The organism is Segatella hominis (assembly GCF_004535825.1).
GTDB classification, from domain to species: domain Bacteria; phylum Bacteroidota; class Bacteroidia; order Bacteroidales; family Bacteroidaceae; genus Prevotella; species Prevotella hominis.
Genome location: NZ_SGVY01000062.1, coordinates 1 through 19,959, shown reverse-complemented (window position 1 = coordinate 19,959; position 19,959 = coordinate 1). Strand labels below are relative to the sequence as shown.

The 19,959-nt window shown below is 43.5% G+C and carries 10 protein-coding genes and 1 pseudogene; 3 read left to right on the top strand and 8 right to left on the bottom strand.

The annotated features are described in order from the left end of the window. Positions 1-216 precede the first annotated feature (216 nt). The gene (locus EXN75_RS15280; protein WP_187349103.1) at positions 217-1,425 is read right to left on the bottom strand and encodes an ROK family transcriptional regulator; all 1,209 of its coding nucleotides are present in this window, start codon (positions 1,423-1,425) and stop codon (positions 217-219) included. Positions 1,426-1,909: 484 nt separating this feature from the next. Here EXN75_RS15280 and EXN75_RS15275 point away from each other — a divergent pair, with 484 nt between their 5' ends. Then, complete coding sequence (locus EXN75_RS15275; protein ID WP_456242902.1) at positions 1,910-4,237, top strand: family 20 glycosylhydrolase; 2,328 nt, start codon at positions 1,910-1,912, stop codon at positions 4,235-4,237. A 48-nt stretch (positions 4,238-4,285) separates the two neighbouring features. Next, positions 4,286-7,441: a glycoside hydrolase family 2 TIM barrel-domain containing protein gene (locus EXN75_RS15270; protein WP_134844467.1), complete on the top strand. Its 3,156-nt coding sequence runs from the start codon at positions 4,286-4,288 to the stop codon at positions 7,439-7,441. A 162-nt stretch (positions 7,442-7,603) separates the two neighbouring features. Here EXN75_RS15270 and dinD read toward each other — a convergent pair whose 3' ends face one another. The 3 genes from dinD to EXN75_RS15255 all read right to left on the bottom strand — a co-directional run bounded on the left by dinD (position 7,604) and on the right by EXN75_RS15255 (position 12,933). After that, entirely contained in the window at positions 7,604-8,440 is an 837-nt protein-coding gene (gene dinD / locus EXN75_RS15265) for a DNA damage-inducible protein D (protein ID WP_134844466.1), read from the bottom strand. A gap of 119 nt (positions 8,441-8,559) precedes the next feature. Next, a complete protein-coding gene (locus EXN75_RS15260) occupies positions 8,560-11,046 on the bottom strand; it encodes a DEAD/DEAH box helicase (RefSeq protein WP_134844465.1) in 2,487 nt (828 codons plus the stop codon). A gap of 27 nt (positions 11,047-11,073) precedes the next feature. After that, positions 11,074-12,933: a calcineurin-like phosphoesterase C-terminal domain-containing protein gene (locus EXN75_RS15255; RefSeq protein WP_134844464.1), complete on the bottom strand. Its 1,860-nt coding sequence runs from the start codon at positions 12,931-12,933 to the stop codon at positions 11,074-11,076. A 341-nt stretch (positions 12,934-13,274) separates the two neighbouring features. Here EXN75_RS15255 and mutS point away from each other — a divergent pair, with 341 nt between their 5' ends. Then, positions 13,275-15,938, top strand: a complete 2,664-nt coding sequence (gene mutS / locus EXN75_RS15250; protein WP_134844463.1) for a DNA mismatch repair protein MutS — start codon at positions 13,275-13,277, stop codon at positions 15,936-15,938. A gap of 216 nt (positions 15,939-16,154) precedes the next feature. Here mutS and lgt read toward each other — a convergent pair whose 3' ends face one another. The 4 genes and pseudogenes from lgt to EXN75_RS17865 all read right to left on the bottom strand — a co-directional run. Further along, positions 16,155-17,015 carry a prolipoprotein diacylglyceryl transferase gene (lgt, locus tag EXN75_RS15245; protein ID WP_134844469.1) on the bottom strand — a complete coding sequence of 287 codons (861 nt, stop codon included), beginning with the start codon at positions 17,013-17,015 and terminating at the stop codon, positions 16,155-16,157. 5 nt (positions 17,016-17,020) lie between these two features. Then, positions 17,021-18,124, bottom strand: a complete 1,104-nt coding sequence (ychF, locus tag EXN75_RS15240) for a redox-regulated ATPase YchF (protein ID WP_118118749.1) — start codon at positions 18,122-18,124, stop codon at positions 17,021-17,023. Positions 18,125-18,266: 142 nt separating this feature from the next. Next, positions 18,267-19,088, bottom strand: coding sequence for a pullulanase X25 domain-containing protein (locus EXN75_RS15235; RefSeq protein ID WP_134844462.1), 822 nt, complete (start codon positions 19,086-19,088; stop codon positions 18,267-18,269). A 36-nt stretch (positions 19,089-19,124) separates the two neighbouring features. Next, positions 19,125-19,959, bottom strand: a pseudogene (locus EXN75_RS17865) (IS4 family transposase); the annotation flags it as partial.

The following is a 19,959-nucleotide window of genomic DNA, read 5'->3' as shown; positions in this document are numbered from 1 at the left end:
CGCTTTATGGGGTAAGGGGATTTTGTGTCTGCGACATTTCTGTTGTGCAAGAAATATGTACAATAAAATGAATTTTGTCGCTTTGCAAGCAAAATCCCACTAAACCCTATAGGTTGCGGATTTGAGGATATAGAGAGATAGATTTATATTTAATCAGGTTTTTGTTGATTTTTGTTAGTCATGTATATATAGTTGTCAGTTAGAGAGAGGTATTTGCTAAGCATAGAGTAATCTGTATCTTGCCATGAGACAGGCTCCCACTACGCCCGCTTGACCTTTCAGTTCGGAGGTTACAATCTTAGAATCCTCGTTCATGACGTTGAGAGAGAATCTCTTGATGCCCATTCTGATAGGCAATGTCAGATAATCTCCTGTAGCCGACATTTCGCCTCCGATGACCAGCATTTCCGGGTTGAAGATGTTGATGATTCCTGCCAGTTGTTTTCCCAGTTCATCTGCAACATGTTGCAGGATAACTAAGCTAAGCACATCTTCTTTTGCGATGGCGTCCAGAATATCTTGTAAGTTTAACTCTTCTTTTCTGTTTACCACCTTGTCTGAAAGTATGGATTGTTTTCCTTCCAGAAGTGCTTCGGTCAATTTTCTTTTCAGTGCTCTGCCAGAAGTTTCAGTTTCTATGCAACCGATTTTTCCACAGTGGCAGATGATGTTGTTGTTGTAGCCAGGTGTATGTCCAAATTCACCGGAATATCCAGACTTTCCATAATAGAGTTTACCGTCTATGATGATTCCGATTCCGAGACCCCAGCACACATTCACAAAGATAATGTCTTTCATTCCTTTGCTGCAGCCTTTGATGTATTCTGCATAGGTCATGCTTCTGGTGTCGTTTTCGATGCAAACCGGCAAATTAATCATTTCTGATATTTCCGTTGCCAAAGGTTTTTCGGTAAATGTAAACATATTGTATGCCGTTCCTTCAAAAGGATTAACGCGTTCTGCTACATTGACACAGACATTCAGTATCTCCTCTTTCTTGATAGGAAGACTGTCTATGAAATCATTGATGATGCTTCCGAGTTTTTCCAGATTCTCCGGAGTGTTTTCGTAACAGTAGGGAATTTTTGTCTTTTCCACTATCTGGTTGCCGCAGAAATCACTTGCAGAAAGTGCCAGACTGTCCATTTCCGGATTGGCACCTATAAAGTAACCTGCCTTAGGCTTCAAACCGTAAAGCATTGGGATGCGCCCCATGGCAGTTTCCTTCTTTCCGAATTCTTTGACTATTCCCACTGTCATCATCTCATTCAAGGCGCTTGTCGTGGTTGGGAGACTTACTCCTATACTCTTAGATATTTCCGGGATAGTGGAATGTCCGTGAGATATAAAATGCTCCAAGATTTTCTTAGGTATAGTAGCTTTTTTACCTATATTCTTAATATATTTTATTATCTCTTGTTTCATAAGTAATATTTTTTATTTGCAAAGATAAAGATTTTATTAATACGTGCAACATTTTTGTAGTTAATAAACATTAAATATGTTCATTTCTTTGCTTTTTTATTATTTTGAGGCTGTTTTTTAGCCCCTACACCTTATTTATATATATAAGTAAACTTTAGAGTTTCTATCTTAAAGTCCTTTTTATTAAATTCTTATGATAGAAAATAGTCTCACTCTTTCCGTGAGTTATTTTGTTCCTTTACACGTAAATATCTGACAATATGGCAAATATACACTTATCTGCATAAAGATGACAAGATACGAAAAGTATTGGCGTTTTAGATTTATTAACCATAAAACCTTTGAAGTAACACAAAAAACATATATCTTTGCAAAATAAAATATTTTATTAAAATATTGGCAACTAATAAAAGATATTAGAAAGATTAAAACCTCAGATTTGAATAACTAGATCAAACTAACAACTGAATACGATATGAATCAGATTAAAAAACTATTTCCAGCATTCGCCCTCATGGTTTACTTGGGGATGAATCCTGTGTGTTCTTTGGCTGCAGAAGTCAATGTGATTCCAACACCAGTCAAACTCACCCAACAGCGTGGAGAATTTATTTTGCCTTCCAGCCTTGGTATTTCCTACAATACAGAGGAAGGTAAAGCGATAGCTGGTTATCTGGCAGGCAAGCTCAAGACTTCTACTGGATATGAGGTCAATGTGGGCAACAAGAAGGGAAATATCTCTATCATTATCAACCCTTCGATGAAAATGAATGAGGAGGGCTATCGCCTTCAGGTTATTGCCAAGGGAGTGGTTATCAAAGCAAAGACAGGTAAGGGTGCCTTTTATGGTATGCAGACCTTCCTGCAGTTGTTGCCAGCGGAAGTGGAAAGTGCTTCTCTGGTAAAGGGAGTCAAATGGGTGGCACAATGTTGTGATATCGAAGACTATCCTCGTTTCGGTTATCGTGGTTTCCATCTCGATCCATGCCGTCATTTCATTACTGTACAGAATGTGAAGAAGCAGATTGACCTGATGGCTTCTCTCAAGGTCAATACGATGCATTTCCATCTGACGGAAGATCAGGGCTGGCGTATTGAAATCAAGAAATATCCTAAACTGACTTCTATTGGCGGTTATCGCAAGGAAGGCGATGGCTCTATCTATGGAGGTTTTTATACACAGGAGGAGATTAAGGATATCGTGGATTATGCTGCCAAGCGTTATATGACGGTGATTCCTGAGGTGGATCTTCCTGGACACATGATGGCGGCTATTGCTGCTTATCCAGAATTGTCCTGTAAGGGAGAGCAATGGACTCCAAGAATGGTTTGGGGTATCGAGGACATCGTGATGTGTCCCGGCAAGGAATTGATGTTCCATTTCCTGGATGATATCTTCAAGGAAATGGTGCCGCTCTTCCCTGGTAAATATTTCCATATAGGTGGCGACGAGTGCCCGAAAAACAGTTGGAAAACCTGCCCTACTTGTCAGAAGCGTATTGTTGACGAGCATCTTCAGGGCGATGGCAAGCACTCTGCAGAGGAAAGACTACAGAGCTATGTGATCAAACGTGTAGAAAAGATGCTGGAGAAGTATGGTAAGAAAATCATCGGATGGGATGAAATTCTGGAAGGTGGATTGAGTGAGAATGCTACCGTCATGTCTTGGCGAGGTATTGATGGAGGTATCGAAGCTGCTAAGCAAGGGCATGATGTTATCATGACTCCTGGTTCTGGTGGTCTTTACCTTGACCATTATCAGGGCGACAGTAAGATAGAACCAATCACGATTCCAAGCAGTCCTGTCTATCTGGCCAAAACCTATAGTTTCGACCCTGTTCCTGATGTAATCCGCAAGGCTGGACTTGATAAGCATATTTTGGGTGTGCAATGCAACAACTGGTCTGAATATATGTATTCCAATGCCAAGATGGAGTATATGATGTATCCTCGTGCCCTGGCACTATCTGAGGTTGCCTGGTCGCCATTGAGTCGTAAGAACTTTACGGATTTCTGCAAACGAGTGGATGCTAACCTCGTAAGACTTGATGAACGTTGTATCAAATATCATCTTCCTCTGCCAGAGCAGCCATACGGATCCTGCGATAAAGTGGTGATTACCAAGGATACTACCGTAACCTTTACCACTTCCCGTCCGATGAAGATGGTCTATACACTGGATGGCACGATGCCTACTCCAGAGTCTCTGATCTATACTGCTCCTATCCCTGTAAACCATGATTGTATCATCAATATTGCTACGGTTTTGCCTTCTGGTAAGATGAGTCGCATCAGAACCATCCAGGTGGAGAAACAGAATTATGCTCCTTCTGTTGAGGTGAAAGATGTAAAGCCGGGTTTGGAGATGAAGCGTATCAAGGGGTATTATCATCATGTGAATGACTTAGAATGGACGGATGGCGTCTGGGAAAATTCTGTTATCCGCAACTTTGGCGAAATGAAATTGAAGCAGGCTGACGATGCTCGCACTCTGCGTGGAGAGAATGGTTATGCTGCTATTGCTGAAGGATATGTGATGGTGCCAGAGGATGGTGTATATTACGTTTCTTCCCGTGCCGACCAGGTTTGGATTGACAGTAAGTTGCTTATCGACAACTCCAGCGAAGTGAAGAGTATTTCCCATCGTGACAACTGCGTAGCTTTGGCTAAGGGGTTACATCCTATCAAGTATGTCTTCATAGCCAATATTACTGGTGGCTGGCCTTCTTGGTGGAACGGACTCAACCTGCAGATGCGCAAGGATAATTCCAAGGAATTTGCGGATGTTGAAGATAGTCAACTGTTCCATTAAATATATAATAAGGTAAAACCTGTTTTTAAATCATAAATATTCATGAATATGAACAAAAGAAATTTCATGTTTCTTGCCCTACTGGGTGCCATGGTTCTTAATGGGCATGGCGAAGTAAAGGCGCAAGATGCCAGCAGATGGCATAATGTAGATGTCAATCAGCAGAATCGTGCTCCTCGCCGTGCTGCGTTCTTTGCTTTCGAGAATCAGGATAAGGCTCAGGCTTTCGAGAAGAAAAATTCAGCCAACTACCTTTCGATGGAAGGCACTTGGAAATTTAATTTCGTCAAGGACTACAACAAGCGTCCTGTCAATTTCTTCGCTGCCAACTTTGATGATTCTCAATGGAAGGATTTTCCTGTACCGGGCTTGTTTGAACTGAATGGCTATGGCGATGCTACTTATAAGAATATCGGTTATGCCTGGGCTACCCAGTTTGACCCAAATCCTCCTTATATCAGCGAACTCAACAACTATACGGGTTCCTATCGCCGCACCTTTGCCCTGCCTAAGGACTGGAAGGGCAAGGATGTATATTTCCATGTAGGTTCTGCTACCAGCAATTTGACTCTCTGGGTGAATGGCAAGTATGTGGGATATAGCGAAGACAGCAAGGTGGCTGCAGAGTTTAATATCTCCAAATATCTGAAACCAGGCAAAAACCTCATTGCTATGCAGGTGATGCGCTGGTGTGATGGTTCTTATTTTGAGGATCAGGACTTCTGGCGTTTTACAGGAATTGCCCGTGAGGTATATCTCTATGCCCGTCCGAAAGTTCATGCAGCTGATATCCGTCTGGATGCAGGTTTGGAAAATCAATACCGGGATGGTGTCCTGAACTATCAGATAGCCCTGAAGGGTGGTAAGACTGATGTTACTCTTACATTGTGTGATAAGGATGGCAAGAAGATTGCTGAGGCTTCAGGTGTACAGGGTACTATTAAGGTGCCAGGGGTGAAGGCATGGACTGCAGAAACACCTTATTTATATAAGGCATTCATTACTTTGAAAAATAAGCAGGGTGTATCGGAGGTTATTCCTCAAAAGATAGGTTTCCGCAATGTGGAAATCAAGAATGCACAGCTCCTGGTCAATGGCAAGCCTGTCCTGATCAAGGGTGCTAACCGTCATGAAATAGATCCTGATGGTGGCTATGTGGTCAGCGTGGAGCGCATGATTCAGGATATTAAGATTATGAAGCAGTTGAATATCAACGCTGTTCGTACCTGTCATTATCCTGATGATCCTCGCTGGTATGACCTCTGTGATGAATATGGAATCTATGTGACTGCTGAGGCAAACCTTGAATCTCATGGTATGGGATATGATGAGAAATCTCTCGCCAAGTTCCCTGAATACCTCCAGACTCATATCGAGCGTAACGAGGGTAATGTGAAGACTTTCATCAACCATCCTTCCATCATCGTATGGAGTTTGGGTAATGAGTGTGGCTATGGCATCAACTTCGAGAAGACCTATGACTGGGTGAAAGCCTATGATCAGACTCGTCCTGTGCAGTATGAGCGTGGTGGATATGACAGTAAGACAGATATTCATTGTCCGATGTACATCGACTACGAGGAGAGTGAGAAATATTGCAAGAGTGATGGCGTAAAACCTTATATCCAATGTGAGTATGCTCATGCGATGGGTAACTCAGAGGGCGGTTTCAAGGAGTACTGGGATCTGATTCGCAAATATCCTAAGTATCAGGGTGGATACATCTGGGACTTTGTAGATCAGGGTCTGCGTGACAAGAGTCCGATTACAGGCAAGGAAATCTTTACCTATGGTGGCGACTATGGGCGTTATCCTGCCAGTGACTACAACTTCAATTGCAATGGTATCATTGCTCCAGATCGCCGTTTGAATCCGCATGCCTACGAAATCCAGTATTGGCATCAGAATGTATGGATCAAGGATCTGGATGCCGTGAATGGTGCTTTCAATATCTATAATGAGAATTTCTTCAAGAAGATTGACGACCTGCACCTTACTGCAACTATCTATGCTAATGGTGTGAAGTTATCTACTGTTGAGATTCCTGAGACTAAGGGTATTGCTCCTCAGACAACTAAAATGGTGAAGAGTGATGCTTTGAAGTATGCTATTGCTGAAGCAGAGACTGAACATGGTAAGGAGGAAATTACAGTCAATTTTGCCTTTGCCAGCGATGGTACAGAACCATTGGTAGAGAAAGGACAGGTAATGGCCCGCCAGCAGTTTGTCATCAATGAATATCAGTTTGATAAGGTAGATACTCCTATTGCGGCGACTTCTACTAAGTTTTCTGGTAAGAAAGGGAAACTCCAGAGTACCAGCAATATAGAGGTAGAGGAAACCAATAGCTATGTGAAGGTTTCTGCCAAGAGAATGTCGGTTACTATAGGCAAAAAGACGGGTTTGATAGACTATCTTGACGTGGACGGTGAGCCTATCTTGAAATTCCGCGAGAGCATGAAGCCTGAATTCTGGCGTGCTCCTACTGATAATGATTATGGTGCTTCTTTGCAGAAGGAGTTGAAGGTTTGGAAAAATCCTGTAATGAACTTGAAGTCATTCGACAAGAGTGAGATGAAGGATAGTGTTGTTTTGACGGCTACCTTTGAAATGCCTGAGGTGAAGGCTGAGTTGGTACTTCGTTATCGCATCAATGCGGTAGGTGAGGTTTCTGTTACCGAGAAGATGACCACGGATAAAGCGGCTAAGATAGCTGACTTGTTCCGATATGGTATGGTATTGGATTTGCCTGCATTATTCTCTAAGTTGGAATATTATGGCCGTGGCCCGGAGGAGAATTATATCGACCGTCATTCTTCTACCTTTATTGGCAAATATGAGTCGGATGTAAAAGATGAGTATTATCCTTATATTCGTCCTCAGGAGAGTGGCAACCATACAGATATCCGTTATTTCTCCATCTTCAATCCTGCATCAGGCAAGGGTATTACTTTCGAGGGTTATGCTCCGATGGAGTGTAGTGCCATTCCTTATTCTATTAAGGATTTGGATTCTGGTGATGAAAAGGAGCATGCTTGGGGACAGCATAGCGGTGATTTGGTTGACAAGGGCTTGACACAGGTACATATCCAGCAACGCCAGTACGGCTTAGGTTGCATCGACAGCTGGATGACTAAGCCTATGGAGAAATACCGTATGCATTATGGCGACCGCGAATTCCGCTTCGTCATCAAGGCAAAGTAGTTTTATTTTCAAGAAGTCATATTTGTACGAGAATAGGTTTATAATGGGCGGCGCTTTCCTGCGGATTTGCAGGCGGCGCCGCTTTCCTACTTCTGTAAGTTTTGAACAAGCAGATTACTACAACTTGCCCATGAGTATGAGGAACTTTGCCATAAGCATTGTTTATTTCTTTTTGCAATTTTTCTTTGTCAATGTCTTTTCGTCAGATCTTAATCTTCGTTCTACTTTCTTGACATCTTCTCCTGCAGGGAGATCTTCAGGTACGATACCACGTTGGAGCATCATGTTGCGAACAGCCTTATTATTATCGACATGTTCTTGACAGATAGTTTGCTGACCATGTAAATCCTTTTGCTGAACGTTGACAGAAGTCATTTCTGCAGCAAAATCTTTGGCTTTGATATTGAGTGTAGGGAGGAAATCGGCGAGAGGCCTGCTGTTGGGAGCACCCAATTTTCGTTTGAGAAGAGCCGTGTCGAGATTAAACAACGCCTTGTCGCCCAAGGAGCGAATGATGGCAAAGCCTTTGCTGTCCACACCTCTTTCATATAATACACCAGAGAGACGCTTTTCTGTTTCAGCAAGTTTTGCACGTGCTTGTACACGTTCGTATTCCTGCAAACGCTTTTGCACCAATTCTGCTCGGCGAGTTTGTACGGCAAAGTAGTTTTGGGCAAAAGAGATTTGTGGCTTGCGTGGGTCACCATTTTGTGCAATAAGGTAGCAAGCATAACGAGTCAGCATGTAATCTTTGACTTCACGCAGAGATCCAGAACCAAGGGTGACCATTTTGCTGACATCAGCAAAATGGTATGATACCTCTTGCCCTGCATTGGTACATGATGCTTTTGCTTTTTCGATAATTCCTTCGAAATTACGCCATTGGCTATAACCCAACACTTGTGCAAGTTCTCTTGCACTCCAACATTCTACGCCTTCGTATTCATTGGCAATAGCTTCGAATTGTTCAAACAATTCTTTAATTTCTTCTTCCTTCATATTATTTTGTTTAATATAATGTCTTACTCTTTTTGAAAAAACTCTCCGTTTCGTTCAGCTTGTTATACGGTTCATCATCAAATTCTCAGATATTTTTATCTGTCTTGGATTCTTTGCAGTTATTTCACAAACAGTTTTCCGATGAGATTCAAGAGGTTAGAAACTGTTTCCTTGCTCTCCACAGGAATCTTGATGGAAGTCTCGCCTGTCTGTTCGTCTTTTTCTACTATAGAATCTACCAGTTGTGCTGTTGCCTCTGGTGATTTCAAAGTCTCTGCCAAACCAGAGAGGAAGGATACTCCTTGGGCAACTAAGTCTTTTGGCTCAGCTGGGCGATGAGTAACTGTAGTGGCGGAATGTGGAGCAATGGAAGATATGTCTTTGGCTTTATCTGGTTCCGCTTTTACTTCTGGAGTATTTGCCTTGTTGTTCTTCTTTTCGCCTTCTTCGGTTATATCTTGATTAGTCCAGTCTTTCTTGTTTTCTGTTTTTACTTCCTCCATGATGCCGCTTACGGCTTCCATCATCTTGGTGAATTTATCGTCGCTGATGAATATAGAGTCCTCGCCATCATCGAGTACACCCTCAAACATAGAGGTCTTGAAACGTAATTTACCAAGCATTTCTTCCTCAATAGAGTGGGGAGTCACGAGATTGATAACTTGAATATTATTCTGCTGACCAAGGCGATAGATGCGCCCGATACGCTGTTCGAGAACGGCAGGGTTCCAAGGCAGGTCTATGTTGATAATGGTAGCGGCTGCCTGCAGATTCAAGCCTGTGCTGCCAGCATCTGTAGAAAGAAAAACTCGGCTTGACGGTTCATTCATGAAGTTGTCCACTAAGTTCTTACGCTTTTCGGATGGGACACCGCCATGTAAGTATTCATAACCAATCTCTTTCTTCTCCAGTTCTTTGGCGATGAGGCGAGTCATGCGTTCCCATTGGCTGAATACCACAACTTTTTCACCTTCTTCGCTGATGATGTCGCTGATAATATTGATACATTCATCCACCTTGGTATCGAATCTCGTTTTTTGGTCGAGGATATAACTGCTATCGCATACCATGCGCATCTGTGATAACAACAGGAGTAAACGCTTTCTGTCTTTGTCTGAAAGAAAATGGTGGGCGCGCCATCTTTTCACAAGGAAGCTTACTTGGAATTGCCATTCTGCATGCATTCCCATCTGCTCCTTTGTCATGGGTACGAAGAGATTTTTGTCCATTCGCTTGGGCATCTGGAGTTTCACGTCTTTCTTGCGACGGCGGATGAGAATGTCGTTGAGTTTCTCGCCTATCTTGTTCAAGTTTTTGTATCCCAATACTTTGCCAGTTTCGTCGGTGATGATATGGTTTTCCTTGAAAATATAGTATGGGGCAAGACGGAAATTATCGACAAATTCCACGATGGAGTATAGTTCGTCAAGTTTATTCTCTAAAGGTGTACCCGATAGAATCACGGAGTAATCGGATTCTATCTTTCTTGCTGCACGGGAAATTTGGGTATTCCAATTTTTGAGGCGTTGCACCTCATCCATGATGAGCATGTCGGTTTGCAGACTGCCGAGTATCTTAATGTCGTTGGCGGCACTATTATAGGAGATAATCTTGTAAGGTTCTGGACGATTGTAGGCATCCTTTCTCTTGAGATGATTTCCCTCTATAACAAAGACCTCGGCATCAGTGAACTTTTTGATTTCACTGCGCCACTGGTATTTCAAGGAGGTAGGGCAGAGGATGAGTACAGAGCCGATGAGTCCTTCTTTTCTTAGAAGTTCGGCTGTTCCAATGGCTTGGATTGTCTTGCCGAGACCCATTTCGTCGGCAATGATAGCTTTTCCTGCCTTGGCTGCAAAGCGGATACCCTCCTTTTGGTAAGGATAGAGTTTAACTTTCAGAAGATTATCGAGTTTCTTATCATCGTACGTCTTGACAATCTTCTCTCTTGTAGATTTCTCTCGTTTGTCGATGATAAAGTCAATGGCATCTTTATAGCATCTGAATGTATCGCTAATTTGGCGGGCTTGCTTTAAGAAAGATCCGATATGGGCATAGGCAGCTTTCTTTAGAACATGTTTTTCGTCGAAATAATCTTTGGCAAGTTTTTCGTATGCTTCCTTGTTTTCGCTTCCGATGCGAATCTTCACGCATCGTTCGTCTCTGTAAGATAGATAGACAGAGGTGTAAGGAGGAAGCTCACGATGTACATGTAAGCCTCGTTTTCCACTAAACCATTTCTTCACGGCTTCGAGATGCTTACATGTGCCAAGTTTTGAAGTTTTGAAATCCATACAAGAACAATAATTCCATTCGCTGTTGGCTCCACGATACACTACCTTGTACTCGTTATTTTTCTCTGGATTGCGAACGATATATTCGCCAGGGCAAAGTTCATCATCTACACAACTGATATTGAAGTGTTCTGTTTCTGTCACTTGTTTGCGAAGTTTGATTTGCCATTCTTCCAGAGTCATTTCTGCTGGTTTAACGATATGAGAAACCTTGACTTTTTTCTTTTTCTTTGTGGTTTTCTTTGTACTCGTTGCTGTATTCTTGGCATTCTTTTCAGTCTTGACAGCTTTTGGGGTATTGTTCTTTGCCATTTTCTTATGCTTTATGTTATTTTATGCTTATTGCTTTGTATGTCGATTGCTTTGTGTCGAATCTTTCTGCCTATTTATGGTAGAATCTCGCAAGAGGGAGTTTCTTGCCTTCTTGTATTCCTGATTCTCCTGCTCATAGTAGTGAGCGTAATTGAAGAAAGGCTCACTGACCGCTTCGGTACTCTCTGCGGTAAATGTATGACCATAAGGGTCTGAAGCCTTGATTGTTATTCTGGCATTCGGATTCTTTGGGACATAATAATACAGATGGTTCATGAGCAGATAACTGTTGCCTTTGCTCACAAAACGATAGGATACTGATTTGCTGTATTTATGATGATAGCCAGCGGCAAAGGCATCCTGACCTTTGCTGCTGATGCGGTGCATCCGGTATTCTTTGCCATCTTCTATTGCCACAACCCGCCAGTGGGAGTCGGCGTTAAAGACATTGGCTACCAGTATATTCTTATCTTTATCTTTGGAAAGTCCCCAGTCCTCAGCATACGATTCGCCATTGAAGTCGGTCTGTGCTCTGAAGATGGTCATCTGTTTGTTCTTATCCCAGAATGTGCCCTTATAATAGCAATCGGTAAGGCGGGTACCAATGAACTGATAGACATAATAGCCGTTTGGTGTACCGCAGATATTTATGTTGGATTGCCAGATATTGCCACATGCTGCAGCATGACAATGCTCCATCACATCCTCGCCCTCATACCGGATTTCATGGTTGCAGGCGAAATGGGTGTGACCGCAAAAGAGTTCGTATCCTCCCTCAAACTGATGCAGAAGTGCCAGGAGTTGGGATAGGCGAGAGGAGGAATAATGTCCCTTCTCATTCTCTATGCCAAGAGGTTTGGCTTTGCCGAAAGGTGCATTTCCGAAGGTGAAAGGAATATGGTAACAGAGTACTACCTTTTTGTCTTTGGGCGTGAGGGCGAGGTCCTGCTTGAGCCAGCGCATCTGCCGCTCTCGCAGTTCGCCTGGTGAATAATAGGCCTTTCCACGATAGAAGAAGCAGTTGTTGATGCACACAAAGTGCTCATCGCCACGGTCGAAAGAGTAGTCGGTAGGTCCGAAGTTTTCCTCCCACTTGCGTCTGTAGAGTGCCTTTCCGTCCTGGTCGTGATTGCCGATGACGGAGAAGAGGCGCATCTTCGATGAGCCCAAAGCTTGGCGTATCTGTCTCTCCAGGTGGGCATTATATCCTCCGTAATACTGTACGTCATCGCCCATGCTGAGTCCATAGACAGGAGTCCCGGCAGGCAGACTCCTGATGGTCTGCTTGATATCTGCCATCGTCTGGGTGGTAAATCGCTCTACGTCGCTCTTCTTGATGGGGTTGTCGGTGGGCGAGGTATAATAAGGACTGTAGGCATTGGTAACCTGCGGGTCGCCGATGACAATCATCTTATAACTGATTTCCTTTCCTCCAGGTAGTCTTTTCAGGGTAAAATCATATATTTTCTTTTTCTTGGATACTGGCTGGTAGAAGCAAGCCGTGCGATCTGTAGCAGAATGGGTAGGAACCTCACAGTCGGCAGGCACGCAGTAGTAGATGAAGCGGGCAAGACTGTCCCGTTTCATCTTGTATCTTCCGAGCGAATCAGTCTTCACGCAGTTATATCCATCGCTTACGATGACGTTCGCCACACCTTTTCCGTCAGTATCTCTCAGGGTACCTATGATATTGAAGTCCTGCTTGATGACAGGTTTTATTTTCTTGATGGTATCTTTTGCCACGGTTTTCTTCTTGCGGGTATCTGGTGCCTTGACAGCGGTAGGCTGAGGCTCCTTCTGATTGCGCAGATGAAGAGTGACCCCGATTGCAATGAGCGTGCAGCAAACGAGGGATATGATAGCAATATATATCTGTTTTCTTTTCATGTAAGCAAAAGTACGCATTTCTTGTCGGATAACCCTTAGATTATCATTTAAAAATATATAAATGTTATCTTTGGGTAACATTTATATCTGCAAATTGTGAATATAGCATTTTTTAACTAAAATATGTCTTCTATAGAAGTCATATTTTGCCTGTTTTATGTCTTTTATATCATGATTCTCTCTATTTTCTTTCATGTAAATTATCAAAAATAGATAATTTGTTTTGGATAATTCATTGAAAAATATTATCTTTGTGCCACAACTAAAAGAAGAAGTAAGAATTTGGGAGAGAATATCCCCCAAAGATAAACTTAAAAATAACGAAAGGAATAAAAGATATAATGGCAAACGATAATAAAGGTCTTACGCCGATGATGCGGCAGTTTTTTGAGATGAAAGCGAAACATCCCGAGGCACTGTTGCTTTTCCGATGTGGTGACTTCTATGAAACTTATTGCGAGGATGCTATAGAGGCTTCCAAGGTGCTCGGTATTACCCTGACTCGTCGTAATAATGGCGGTTCGGCAGGTGGTGCTGAGATGGCTGGTTTCCCTCATCATGCACTCGATACTTATCTGCCTAAGTTGATACGTGCCGGCAAGCGTGTTGCCGTGTGCGACCAGCTGGAAGATCCAAAGAAGAAACGCTTGGAAATCAAGGGTAAGAAGGGACTTAGCCAGATGGATAAGATGGTGAAGCGAGGTATTACGGAACTGGTGACTCCGGGTGTGGCGATGGGCGATAATGTCTTGAACTACAAGGAGAATAACTTCCTCGCTGCTGTCCATTTCGGAAAAGCTTCTTGTGGTGTAAGCTTCCTCGACATCTCTACGGGCGAATTCCTTACAGGGGAAGGTACTCCCGACTATGTGGAGAAGCTGATGGGCAACTTCCAGCCGAAAGAAGTGCTTTATGATCGTGCCATGAAACAGAAATTCGAACAGTGTTTCGGAACAAAATACTGTACATACGAATTGGACGACTGGGTTTTCACCGAACAGACTGCCCGACAGAAACTCCTCGGTCATTTCAAGACCAAATCCTTGAAGGGTTTTGGTGTAGAACATCTGAAGAACGGTATCATTGCCAGTGGAGCCATCATGCAGTATCTGGAGATTACCCAGCATACCCAAATCAATCATATTACAGCACTTTCCCGTATTGAGGAGGATAAGTTCGTGCGTATGGACCGCTTTACCATCCGCAGTCTCGAACTGGTGGCTCCGATGCAGGACGATGGTTCGTCGCTTCTGAATGTCATCGACCGCACCGTAACGGCAATGGGAGGCCGTATGCTCCGCCGCTGGCTTGTCTTTCCGCTGAAAGATGTGCGTCCAATCAATGAACGACTCGACATCGTGGAATATTTCTTCAAGGAACCGGAGTTCAAGCAGTTGATGGATGATCAACTGCATCGTATCGGTGACCTGGAACGTATCATTTCCAAAGTGGCTGTGGGTAGAGTTTCGCCTCGTGAAGTTGTGCAATTGCAACATGCCTTGGAGGCTATCCAGCCAATCAAGGTGGCTTGTCAACATGCCAAGAATGAAGCCTTGCAGCGAGTGGGTGAGCAACTCAATCTCTGTGAAACGCTGAAAGAACGGATAGCAAAGGAAATCCAGCCGGATCCTCCGCAGCTTATCAATAAGGGCGATGTTATCGCTGATGGCTACAATGCAGAATTGGACGATCTGCGTTCCATCAGCCGGCATGGTAAGGACTATCTGCTCAAAATACAGGAGCGTGAGATAGAGAAAACAGGTATTTCCAGCCTGAAAGTGGGTTATAATAATGTATTTGGCTATTATTTAGAGGTGCGCAATACCTTCAAGGACAAGGTGCCTGAAGACTGGATTCGCAAGCAGACGCTTGCTCAGGCAGAGCGATATATTACTCAGGAACTGAAGGAATATGAAGAGAAGATTCTCGGTGCCGATGAGAAAATTTTGATTCTCGAAGCCCAACTCTTCAATGAACTGATAGCTTCGATGCAAGAGTATATTCCTCAGATACAAATCAATGCCAACCTCATTGCCCGTATGGACTGTCTTCTTTCCTTCTCGAAGGCATCGGAAGAAAACCACTATGTGCGTCCTGTCATCGACGATTCTGAGGTGCTCGACATCAAGCAGGGACGCCATCCTGTGATAGAAACTCAGTTGCCTTTAGGTGAGCGATATGTGCCAAACGATGTGTTGCTCGATACTGAAAAGCAGCAGATTATGATGATTACGGGTCCTAATATGGCCGGTAAATCTGCGCTTTTAAGGCAGACGGCCTTGATAGTTCTGCTGGCACAGGTAGGCTGTTTCGTACCAGCCGAGAGTGCAAGAGTAGGTCTGGTGGATAAGATATTCACCCGTGTGGGTGCCAGTGATAATATCTCGCTTGGTGAATCTACTTTTATGGTAGAGATGACTGAGGCTGCGAATATCCTGAATAATGTTTCTCCTCGTTCCCTGGTTCTCTTTGATGAGTTAGGACGTGGTACTTCTACTTATGATGGAATCTCAATAGCTTGGGCTATCGTGGAATATTTGCATCAGCACAAGAAGGCGCAAGCACGTACGCTCTTTGCTACCCACTATCACGAACTGAATGAGATGGAAAAGAACTTTCCTCGCATCAAGAATTTCAATGTAAGCGTGAAGGAGGTGGATGGCAAGGTTATCTTCCTGCGTAAGTTGGAACCGGGTGGAAGTGAGCACTCTTTTGGTATTCATGTGGCTGAAATAGCCGGTATGCCTCGTAGCATCGTAAATCGTGCCAATGTTATACTGAAACAACTGGAGGATGACAATGCGGGTGTGGGTGCTGCCGGCAAACCTAATATGCAGCATTTGGATGAACCGAAGGATGGAGTACAACTCAGTTTCTTCCAGCTTGATGATCCGGTTTTGAGTCAGATACGCGATGAGATATTGGGTTTGGACATCAATAATCTCACCCCGGTAGAGGCTTTGAACAAACTCAATGAAATCAAGAAGATTTTGATGGGAAGATAAGAAGTAGATTATGATGGATTGAAAATAAAAACTCTCCCTTGTTCAGGATTGGATTCCTGCAAGGGAGAGTTTCTTATTTTATAGAAAAACAGTTCTAACTGTATGGTTAAAATTGAAAATGGTTCCTATATGCTACTGCATTGACAAAGTAAGTATTACTGCCTCGGCAAAGTAAATACTACTATCCGCAATGACATAACAAGCCCTAGACAAGTCCTATTTCTCTTGTTTCTCTTCCAGAGCCTTTGCTCTCTTAAAGCTGGAGGTGATGCTCCAAACTCCCAGAAGAATGAGTGGAATACTCAATATCTGTCCCATATCCATAGGAAGTCCAGCCTCGAATGCCACCTGAATCTCCTTCGTATATTCGATGAAGAAACGGAAGGCGAAGATGAGGGTGAGACAGAGACCGAAATATAAGCCAGTACCCACACTCTTAGGACCTTTCTTCTTATAGATGAAGAGAATGAGCAAGAAGATAATGAGGTAGGCGATGGCCTCGTAGAGTTGTCCTGGATGGCGAGGGTATTGATCTTCACGAACAAAGATGAATGCCCAAGGCACATCAGTCACCTTACCGATAATCTCTGAATTCATCAGATTACCCAGACGGATAAACATGGCTGCAATACCGGAGACAATACCCATATTGTCGAGCACAACCCAGCCCTTTACCTTCATGTTGCGGCAGTAGAGCCAGATGGCAACAAACATTCCGAATACACCACCATGACTGGCCAGTCCTTCATATCCTGTAAGTTTCCAACTGCCATCCGGCATGTGGTGCATAGGTATCAGCATCTCGATGAAGTGATCCCATTGCGTAAGGAAATACTCAGGCTGGTAGAAGAGGCAATGACCGAGACGTGCACCTACCAGAATACCGAAGAAGATATAAAGGAAGAGAGGCTCAAACTTGTCATCGCCCAATTTCTGCTGCTTGTAGAGTCGCTGCATGAGCAGATAACCCAATAGTAAACCGATAAGCCAGCAAGTGGAGTAATATCGGATGGTCAAAGGACCCAGATGCGCAAGAATAGGATCTGGATCCCAAACGATATAATTAAGCAGGTTTATCATAATTAAACATTAAAACGGAAGTGCATGATGTCGCCATCCTGAACGACATATTCCTTACCCTCGATACCGAGTTTACCTGCCTCGCGGACAGCAGCCTCAGAACCATATTGGATATAATCGTCGTACTTGATGACCTCAGCACGGATAAATCCTTTTTCAAAGTCGGTATGGATGACGCCAGCACACTGAGGAGCCTTCCAACCCTTGTGGTAAGTCCATGCCTTTACCTCCATCTCACCAGCAGTGATGAATGTCTCAAGGTTCAGGAGAGCGTATGCCTTCTTGATGAGGCGGTTAACACCACTTTCCTCCAATCCGAGTTCTTCGAGGAACATCTGCTTGTCTTCGTAGGTTTCGAGAGATGCAATGTCTTCCTCTGTCTTCGCAGCGATAACCATGCACTCAGCACCTTCTGCCTTAGCGATTTCCTCTACCTTCTTGCTGTATTCATTTCCGCTCTTGGCAGAAGCTTCATCTACGTTGGCTACGTAGAGTACTGGTTTCGTAGTGAGGAGGAAGAGATCGTGAGCCACCTTCTGCTCTTCTTTGCTTTCGAAAGTAACGCCACGTGCGTTCTTGCCTTGCTCCAACTCTGCTTTGTAAGCCTCCAGAACGGTAACCATCACTTTAGCGTCCTTGTTGCCAGCAGCAGCTGTCTTCTGCTGCTTGGCGAGCTGGGATTCGATAGTCTCCAAGTCCTTGAGCTGCAACTCTGTATCGATAACACTCTTGTCCTCCAATGGGTCAACTTTAGCGCCACCCTCACGTACGATATTGTCATCGTCGAAGCAACGGATTACGTGGATGATTGCATCGCACTCACGAATATTTCCCAAGAATTTATTACCAAGACCTTCGCCCTTGCTGGCACCCTTAACAAGACCTGCGATATCCACGATTTCGCAAGTAGCTGGGACGATGCGTCCTGGGTGAACAATCTCTGCCAATTTGTTGAGTCGCTCATCTGGTACGGTGATGACGCCCAAGTTTGGTTCGATAGTACAGAAAGGGAAGTTAGCTGCCTGTGCTTTTGCACTAGACAGACAGTTGAACAATGTAGATTTTCCCACGTTAGGAAGACCTACAATACCACATTTTAATGCCATTTTATTTTTAAACGTTTAAATATTTGGGTGCAAAGGTACGTTAAATCGAATAAAATACAAAATAATTCGTGGTAAATAAACTAAAAAAGGCATTCACGATGCTGGTGAATGCCTTTCTGATGATTACTTTGAGCAGTTTTTATTATTTTACGACCACTTTTTTACCGTTGATGATATAAACTCCCTGTTTAGGAGTTGAAACACGATGTCCCTGAAGGTTGAAGACTACGCTTTTAGCTTTGACGTCGCCGGCAATCTGGCTAATGCCATCGGTATCGGTGCGTACAGCTGTAGCTGATACTTCCTTAGTTACTGAATTGAAGGTGAAGGTAACGTCGTAGATTCCGTCTGCTGCGATATAAATGGAGGCATTACCTTCTGGGTCATTATCATCACCATAGTTCTCTGACCAATTGTGGTTAGCACAGATCTTATATTTATAACCGCCTTGAGCAATGGTCAGATTGGTCTTGGTCAGAATGTAGGTGACGTTATCTTCCTGTTTGATCATATCGTTTTCTGTTGCTTTCGGATCCCATTCTACTCCGAGAATTGTGCCAAATCCAGCTACAGTCCATGTCTTTTCACCAATGACAGCATCACCTGTCTTTTTGGTGATTACCCCGACTTCGTAGTTGGTTTCATTAAACTGGATAGTGACGTTATAGGTACCTGTCTCTTCTACCATAAAGACATAGTTGGCGCTGGTTTGAGGGTACGATTCTGCCCAATTATGATTCTTCAGGACTTTAAGTTCGTATTTCACATTTTTTTCAAGAATGCAGTCGGTTTTGGTGAGCTCCCAGATGCCATTTCCTTTATCGATCAGATCATTGCGGGTATCCGTTTCGTCCCAATGAGAACCGAAGAGTGTACTGGAACCTGCTGCAGTCCAGACATCTTGTGCCTGCAGGGTTAGGGTTGCGATACAAAGCATGATAAGGGTAAAAATTGTTCTTCTCATAATTGATGTAACTAAAGTTTCGCAAGTGAATAAATATCAACTTGCTTGTTTATAAATATACATATTACGTAGCGTATGGGCAACAGGATTACTTTCGATGAAATCTGCCAGTAACTCTGTGGCATCTATAGAGTAACGCTCTGCAGCTTCCAGAACGAAGTCCAAAATAATAGCCCATATCTTGTCCGTTACGGACAACTCGAGAGTGTCATTGGTAACCTCTGTAAAGAGACCACCGATGGTTTCATACGCTTCAAATCTCTTCACTGTACACAAGATGTTATACTGCATCATTGTCAAAGTGAAGCTAGCAATTTGAGCGGCAAAATGTACAGACTGGCATTTGCCAAAGTTCAGCAAGGTCTTGCAATCCTTGTATGCAACTTCGGTAGCCCATCGTCTGGCATAAATACGATACGCTTCAAGGAAGCTAAGAGAAAGGTCTGTGGTCAACAACCCATTCCAGTTTCCCTTGCGTCCTCGTTTGCAAAAGAACAAACGGACTGGCACACCATCCAACTTAACGTCCATTGTACAATAGGTACAACGAAGTATTTTGTTGTGTTTGCATGCCTTTTCCTTTTGCAGGTGCTTGATGATTTGCTTGGCATTCATCTTACCATGCTTCGTTGCATAGTTGGTTTTGCCCAGTTTAATCATGCCCAACAGGTGACACTTGATATGTCTGCCGGAAATGAAACGCACAAGCTTAGTGTTTGTAAACCAGCTATCTACGAGCAAGTAATCAAAGCGAACACCTCGCTTGATGGCATACTTGACCATATCTATGGCCTTGTCTGTCTTCTTCATCAGATATTCATCCACACGCTCTTTTACCGCTTGCCCTTCGTGGTCCTCGGTATAGCGAGCA

Excerpts from the sequence above, each read along its gene's own strand:
- EXN75_RS15280 (WP_187349103.1), bottom strand. The coding sequence starts at position 1,425 with ATGAAACAAGAGATAATAAAATATATTAAGAATATAGGTAAAAAAGCT.
- EXN75_RS15270 (WP_134844467.1), top strand. The coding sequence starts at position 4,286 with ATGAACAAAAGAAATTTCATGTTTCTTGCCCTACTGGGTGCCATGGTT.
- dinD (WP_134844466.1), bottom strand. The coding sequence starts at position 8,440 with ATGAAGGAAGAAGAAATTAAAGAATTGTTTGAACAATTCGAAGCTATT.
- EXN75_RS15260 (WP_134844465.1), bottom strand. The coding sequence starts at position 11,046 with ATGGCAAAGAACAATACCCCAAAAGCTGTCAAGACTGAAAAGAATGCC.
- EXN75_RS15255 (WP_134844464.1), bottom strand. The coding sequence starts at position 12,933 with ATGAAAAGAAAACAGATATATATTGCTATCATATCCCTCGTTTGCTGC.
- mutS (WP_134844463.1), top strand. The coding sequence starts at position 13,275 with ATGGCAAACGATAATAAAGGTCTTACGCCGATGATGCGGCAGTTTTTT.
- ychF (WP_118118749.1), bottom strand. The coding sequence starts at position 18,124 with ATGGCATTAAAATGTGGTATTGTAGGTCTTCCTAACGTGGGAAAATCT.
- EXN75_RS15235 (WP_134844462.1), bottom strand. The coding sequence starts at position 19,088 with ATGAGAAGAACAATTTTTACCCTTATCATGCTTTGTATCGCAACCCTA.